Origin of the sequence: Pseudomonas sp. UBA4194 (genome assembly GCF_002379585.1) — a bacterium.
In the GTDB taxonomy this organism is placed as follows: Bacteria; Pseudomonadota; Gammaproteobacteria; order Pseudomonadales; family Pseudomonadaceae; genus Aquipseudomonas.
In genome coordinates this window covers 48,078-54,390 of record NZ_DFUE01000028.1, presented here as the reverse complement: position 1 = coordinate 54,390, position 6,313 = coordinate 48,078, and the positions used below count along the sequence as shown (strand labels likewise).

Annotated in this window: 3 protein-coding genes and 1 pseudogene; 1 reads left to right on the top strand and 3 read right to left on the bottom strand. The window is 61.6% G+C overall.

Going from position 1 to position 6,313, the window contains the following annotated elements:
- Together B3397_RS08130 and B3397_RS08125 are read right to left on the bottom strand one after the other, a co-directional pair.
- Window positions 1-2,039: pseudogene (locus B3397_RS08130) on the bottom strand (glycosyl transferase); the annotation flags it as partial.
- A gap of 222 nt (window positions 2,040-2,261) precedes the next feature.
- Window positions 2,262-3,743 carry an MFS transporter gene (locus B3397_RS08125; RefSeq protein ID WP_296248884.1) on the bottom strand — a complete coding sequence of 494 codons (1,482 nt, stop codon included), beginning with the start codon at window positions 3,741-3,743 and terminating at the stop codon, window positions 2,262-2,264.
- A 95-nt stretch (window positions 3,744-3,838) separates the two neighbouring features.
- Between B3397_RS08125 and B3397_RS08120 the strand changes: the two genes are divergently transcribed.
- Complete coding sequence (locus B3397_RS08120; RefSeq protein ID WP_296248882.1) at window positions 3,839-4,747, top strand: LysR family transcriptional regulator; 909 nt, start codon at window positions 3,839-3,841, stop codon at window positions 4,745-4,747.
- A gap of 98 nt (window positions 4,748-4,845) precedes the next feature.
- On the opposite strand, the gene B3397_RS08115 is transcribed toward B3397_RS08120, so the two are convergent.
- Window positions 4,846-6,267, bottom strand: coding sequence for an MFS transporter (locus B3397_RS08115; protein ID WP_296248881.1), 1,422 nt, complete (start codon window positions 6,265-6,267; stop codon window positions 4,846-4,848).
- Window positions 6,268-6,313 lie beyond the last annotated feature (46 nt).

The following is a 6,313-nucleotide window of genomic DNA, read 5'->3' as shown; positions in this document are numbered from 1 at the left end:
GAGCACAGCCGTTGGTACAGTGAGCCTTGGCCATCCAGCGGCAGCGAAGGGGGGACCCGCGGTTGCAGGATGCCGTAGCCGGTGACCACGCGGCGCCCGTCCGTGCTCATCCGTGGCCGGTTGAGTGGATGCGCGAGCTTGCCGACCAAGCGCTGGGCGGCGTCTCTGGGCAGGCGGGTGTCGGCGTCCAAAGTAATCACGAAACGGACGTCGGCAGGCACCTGGGAAGGATCGCCAAAACTGGTATCGGTGGCACCGCGCAGCAATTGATTGAGTTCATGCAGCTTGCCGCGCTTGCGCTCCCAGCCCATCCAGCAACGCTGCGCCCGGTTATAGCGGCGCTCACGGTACAGCAGCAGGAAGCGCGGCCCAGCAGGGGTGGCCGGGTAGCGCTGGTTAAGGCTCGCCAGGGCAGCGCGTCCGGCCAACAGCAACGCTGCGTCGCCGGGCATGACTTGTTCGGCGGCGTCGGCGCCGTCCACCAGCAGCGCAAAACACAAGTCGCCCCCGGTGCCGGACAGATAATGGACTTCCAGTTGCTCGATCTCGCCCAGCAGTTGTGCTTCGCTGCCCAGCAAGGTGGGGACCACGACAAGGCTGCGCCACTGCGTGGGCACGCCGTCGAGCATTTCCAGCCCCGGCAGCGTCACGGCACCAAACGAGCGGGCGACGGCCCGGTTGAGCAGGCTGCCGGCCAGCTCGGAAGCCGGCAGCAAGCCCAGCAGGCCCAGTATCACCAGCAATATCAGCGGGGCGCCCGCCAGTGCCGCCAGCGTAATGCCTACCAGTGTCAGGGTCAGGACCAACAGAATACCCACGTAGCCGCCGACGCCCAGCGCGCGGTGCCAGCGCAGCAAGCGCAAGCCCGAAGAGGGGCGAAAGCCGATGGCCTTTTCCAACGCCGGCCGACCTTCGGCAATCAGCAGGTAGCCTGGGTCCGCGCTGCGCGCGTCGGCGGCTGCGCTCCCCAGCAACAAGGCCTGCTCGACGATTTCCAGCTCTGAACGCGGCGCCCCCCGGGCCAGCTGTTCGACGGCGCTGCGGTACAGGTTACGCGTAGCGAAATCCATGCTGGCGAACGGGCTGGCCGCGCGCAGGCAGGCATCCACCAGGCTGACATCTTCGAACAGCTGTGCCCAGTCGATGGCGGAAATGCTGCGCATGCTGTTGATGATGTTGCGCATGCTCAAGTTGGAAGCGCCTTGGCGCTGCTGGGCATGGCTGACCGCCAGCTCGATGGTGCTGTGCTGTTGCGCCAATCGCTGGATCAGCCAGGCCAGCGCCGGGGTGGTGCTTGGGTCCTTGTCGCGCAAACGCTTGGCCAGGTGGGCGGCGAACAGCTCGGACAGCGGCGCGGTGTCGCGGCTCAGGATGTCGCTGTCCAGCGCAGTGCGTCCACAACCGACACTGAACAAACGCTCGGCAAGTCGCTCGGCGTCCGCGCGGGCCAGTCGCGCCACGCTGATCTGGTCGGCCAGACGGCGCAGGTTCTCGATCAGCACGATGCGCAAGGTGATCGCCACTGCCCAGAGCTCACCGATGGTCAGCGGCTGGACCTTCTGGTAGGCGTCGATGAAGCGGCGCAGCGTCTGCGGGTCGAAATAGCTGTCGGTGTGGGCCACGAACGCCCAGGCCAGACCAAACACCCGCGGATAGCCGGCGAAAGGGCCAGTGGCCAGTTTGGGCAACTGGCGGTAGTAACCAGGGGGCAGGTCCTCACGGACTTCGCGCACCTGTTGTTCGACCAGATGATAGTTGTCCAGCAGCCACTGCGCCGCAGGCACCACCCCCACCTCCGAGGCCGCAGCCTCGGCTGCTTCGTTGTAAGCCAGCCTGAGTACGCTGGCATTATCCTTGAGTCGCTTGTGCAGAGAGCTGACTCGCGGAGGCCTGCTGCTTATGGTCTGGGCCGTGGCAAGGCTCTGAGCGTGCTGTTCAAGACGCTCGATGCCGAACAGCTCTTCACGTACGGGGGCGGTGGAGTGCCAGGGAGAATTGCGCACGGCCGGGCCGAAGGGGGTATTCAGAAACGCGTTCATTGCGGTTATCCGTTACCCAGGGGGGCAAGGCAGCATGGCACATCCGCGGGGTGCACACGTGATAGTTCGGCTCAGCGGGTGGTGGGGAGGGTGGGAGGGCTGGAGATTCTCGGTGAATGGTCTCCTCACCCCAGCCCTCTCCCTGGGGAGAGGGGGCTAAAAGCAGGTCGCGTTCATCCGCAATATCGCCGTACGGCTCCCTCTCGCGTTCGCTGAAGTGATTTATTCTGGTTCACGGTTCGCCTTGTCTGTATAGGCGAATGCGGCTACGCAAATAACTCCAAGCACAAATGTGGTCGCGCTGAGTACATATAGAAGTGTGCTGAATGCACGGGAAAAGATTTCCGCGTCTTGGGCATCATTCAATTTTCCCATGGCCATCTGAGCGGGTAGGGTGGACGAAGTTTTGCTAAACCCATCCGCGCTCAGCTCCAGGCCAATGATGGTGGAGAAAATCGCAAGCGCTCCAGCAACACAGATCGCCTCGCCGCACGCGCGCATAGTCGTGAATATTCCAGTTGCCATTCCTGAGCGTTCGAGCGGCACAACGCTTATGGAAAGGTCATCCATGAGCCCCCATGGAAGCCCGGCACCTATTCCGATGACTACCATGGGAGCCGCAAATCGATACCACGACGCTTCGGTTGGCACCGTGGCCAGCCAGGCGAGGGCGGCCGCGGCGATTAGCAAGCCCACGCAACAGATAAGGGTCGCCGGAGCATGTCTGGAAAGCACTGACGCTCCGTAAGGGATGATCATCATCGGGCCGCACAGCGCTATCATCAGCGTCCCAGCCTCAATCGCGGGCATGTTCTGTGCGGCTATCAGCCGAATCGGCAAGACTATCAAGAGGACGATGAAGCACACTGCTGTTGCAATGGGCAGGAGCTGGACACCGACGAAACGCCAATCGCCAAACAGCGAAAGATCGAGCATTGGCCTCTGGTGGTTCCGTTCAAGGCCTATGAACAGAACGAAAACCGCCATTGCCAGTATCAGAGTGCTGCAGGTTTCCAGCTCAGAAACCTCGCTCCCGGTCAGCCGCATGATTGCAGTAGTGAACAGCAACAGGCTGACCGTGAAGGTGATCAAGCCCCGCAGGTCCAGTAGCGCGGCATCGGGGTCCCGGGTGTCACGCATCGTGGGTAAGGCAATGAGCAGCGCCAACGTGCCGAAAACGCTACCCAACCAAAAGATCGACCGCCACCCTAGCGTGTCAACCATTAGCCCTGCCAACACCGGGCCAGAGGCTAGGCCCAGCCCAAATGCGGTCCCCAGTAGGCTGTAGGCCTTGGTGCGCTCGTGGCCATGAAATTCCTGCGCCAGTGATGCCGACCCGCCAGCCATCGTCAAGGCCGCCGCAATACCTTGAGCGCCTCGGAGAACGTCGAGTAGCACGACGCCGTCTGCCATGCTTGCTGAGGCCGACAGGAACACAAAAGCCGCAAGGCCTGCGCAGAATACTTTCTTGCGTCCCCACTGATCTGCCAGCGATCCGGCGGCCATCACCAGACACCCGAAGCCCAATGCAAACGCGTTAACGACCCAAGCAAGTGCTACGGGCGTTCCGCCCAACTCCGCTTGGATCGCGATCAGCGCCATCGCGGGTCCTGTGTATTCCAAGGGCAGTATGAGCCCCGCGACGCACACTGAGAGCAGTACCAGCCAACGGCGCTCGGACGGTAGAGGGACAACGGTAAGCATGAGAGATCCAGCGGGAGTAAAAGACATACCCAGACTATTCAGGTGTTTACCGCATTGACATGGCTCAGAATCCATAAGCTAATTGCGTTATGCGCATGAATAACGAAATCGATCTTTGGCGTCTGTTCTTTCGGATTGTCGAGCGAGGCAGCCTGACCAAGGCTGCAGATGATTTGAATCTCGAGCCATCATCTGTCAGTCGACGGCTGACGGGTCTTGAGCAGCGATTGAACGTTCAGTTGCTGAACCGCTCCACCCGACGCGTCACTCTCACCGACGCAGGTGCACGGGCGTATGAACAAATGCGCCCACTCATCGATGAAATGGAGGGGATACTGGCTGACCTCGACGGCCAAGCACCCCAGGTCCTAGGGCCGATCAGAGTCACTGCGCCGGTCAACTTCGGTGAGCGCTTTGTTACCCAGTGGCTTACCGCGTTCCAGCGCGCCCACCCAGGCGTCCGATTCGACCTGGTCCTGGCTGATAGTCGTTTGGATTTGATGGCCGAAGGACTGGATCTAGCGCTCAGAATCGGCGAAGTTCCCTCTTGCGACCTCATCGCACGGCGAATCGGCAGCATGCCTCATCTGCTATGCGCCAGCCCTGGATACCTGGCTAAATATGGTCGGCCACAGACACCTGCCGATTTGCCTTCCCATCGGGCGATCCTCTATTCACTGGCGCGGGATCGCAAGAGCACGCTACTCAGGTTGCATCGCAACGGAACTGAAGCGAAGGTAGAGCTCAACGGTGCGTTCTTCTTGAACAATGTGGGCGCCATTCACGCTGCGGTACTCGACGGAGCAGGTCTGCATGCCGGTCCTAGCTGGCTATTCGAAGACGCGATTGCCTCGGGTAGCCTGGAAGAGTTGCTGGTTGGCTGGCGTATAGCGCCGATGCCCGTTCACCTGCTCCGGCTCAAGGGCCGCTATGTGCCGAGAAGGGTAGAGGTACTGGTGCAATGGTTGGAGCAGAGCTGGCGGGAAGCAGGTCTCCCGGAATGAAGGCTTGCCGTCCGCTGGAAGGGTGAACACAAGAACAGCTGGAGCAAGGTCCCCTCACTACGGTGAGAGGACCCTTTACCAACCATCTCATCCCATTCTCAGTGCGCAATATTCTCCAACGCCAGGTTCCGCGTCCGTGGCCCGAACACGCCGATGGTGATCATCACGATCAACATGCTGCTGACGATGAACGCCAGCACCCCTGGCGTGCCGGCCTGCTCCAGCAGGAAGCCGATGATCAGGCTGCTGAACACCGTGGACAGGCGGCTGAACGAATAGCAAAAGCCCACCGCGCGGGCGCGGATGTGGGTGGGGAACATTTCGCTCTGGTAGGAGTGATAGCTGAAGGTCAGCCAAGCGTTGCAGAACGTGATCATGGCGCCGCAAAGAATCAGCCCCAGGGCCGAGGTCTGGAAGGCGAACAAGGTGCCGAAGGTCATGGTGCCCAAGGCCGAGCCAACGATGCCCCATTTGTTCTCCACGCGGTTGGCGAAGCGCACGAACAGCAACGGGCCCAGCGGGTAGGCCAGAGTGATGACGAAGGCATACGCCAGGCTGTGGGTGACGCTGACGCCCTGGCCATTGATCAGGGCGGGCAGCCAGTTGCCGAAGCCGAAGAAGCCGATGGCCTGGAAGATGTTGAAGACGATGAGCATCACTGCGCGGCGGCGATAGGGCGGCTGCCAGATGTCGGCAAAGCGGCCATTGGCTTGTACCGGTACGTCTTCGAGCTGAGGGGTGTCCAGCGCTTGGCCGTGGTCCTTGACGCAGCGCGCTTCGATGTCGTCCAGGATCGCTTCGGCTTCATCCAGGCGGCCGTGTTGGGCCAGCCAGCGAGGCGATTCGGGCAGTCGCGACCGCAGCCACCAGATGAACAGCGCAAACACCGCGCTGGCCAACACCACCCAACGCCAGCCGGACACACCGAACGGCGCCTGTGGTACCAGCCACCAGGACATCAGCGCGACCGCGGGCACCGACAGAAACTGTACGAAGAAGGCGAAGGCGAATGCCGAGCTGCGCATGCGCTTGGGCACCAGTTCCGACAGGTAGGTGTCGATGGTGACCAGCTCGATACCCAGACCGATGCCTACCAGAAAGCGGCACAGGATCAGCCCCAGGGCGCTGTCCTGCAGGCCCATCAGTACGGTGGCGGCGGTGTACCAGATCAAGGCGAAGGTGAAGATGGTGCGTCTACCCAGACGGTCGGCGATCGGGCTAAGCAGGCTGGCACCGAAAAACAGACCTAGAAAGGTTGCCGAAGCGAAAGCGGCCTGGTCTGACACGCCGAACACGCCTTGAGCCCCCGTAGCGAAAATGCCGTCCTTGATCAGACCGGGGCTGATGTAGGCGGTCTGGAACAGGTCGTACAGTTCGAAGAAACCGCCGATGGATAGCAGCGCTACCAGCTTCCATAGAGTGGCCACGGCTGGCAGGCGATCGATACGGGCGCTGACGAGGGCGGCGCGCCGGGTGTCCACCACCGCACCGGCGGTGGATGTAGCACTGAAGGCAGACATGCTTGTTATCCAGAGTTTTTGTAGTCAGCCATTCTAGGCAGATGTT

Bases quoted from the DNA above. Each gene is read 5' to 3' on its own strand.
- B3397_RS08125 (WP_296248884.1), bottom strand. From the start codon at position 3,743: ATGCTTACCGTTGTCCCTCTACCGTCCGAGCGCCGTTGGCTGGTACTG.
- B3397_RS08120 (WP_296248882.1), top strand. From the start codon at position 3,839: ATGAATAACGAAATCGATCTTTGGCGTCTGTTCTTTCGGATTGTCGAG.
- B3397_RS08115 (WP_296248881.1), bottom strand. From the start codon at position 6,267: ATGTCTGCCTTCAGTGCTACATCCACCGCCGGTGCGGTGGTGGACACC.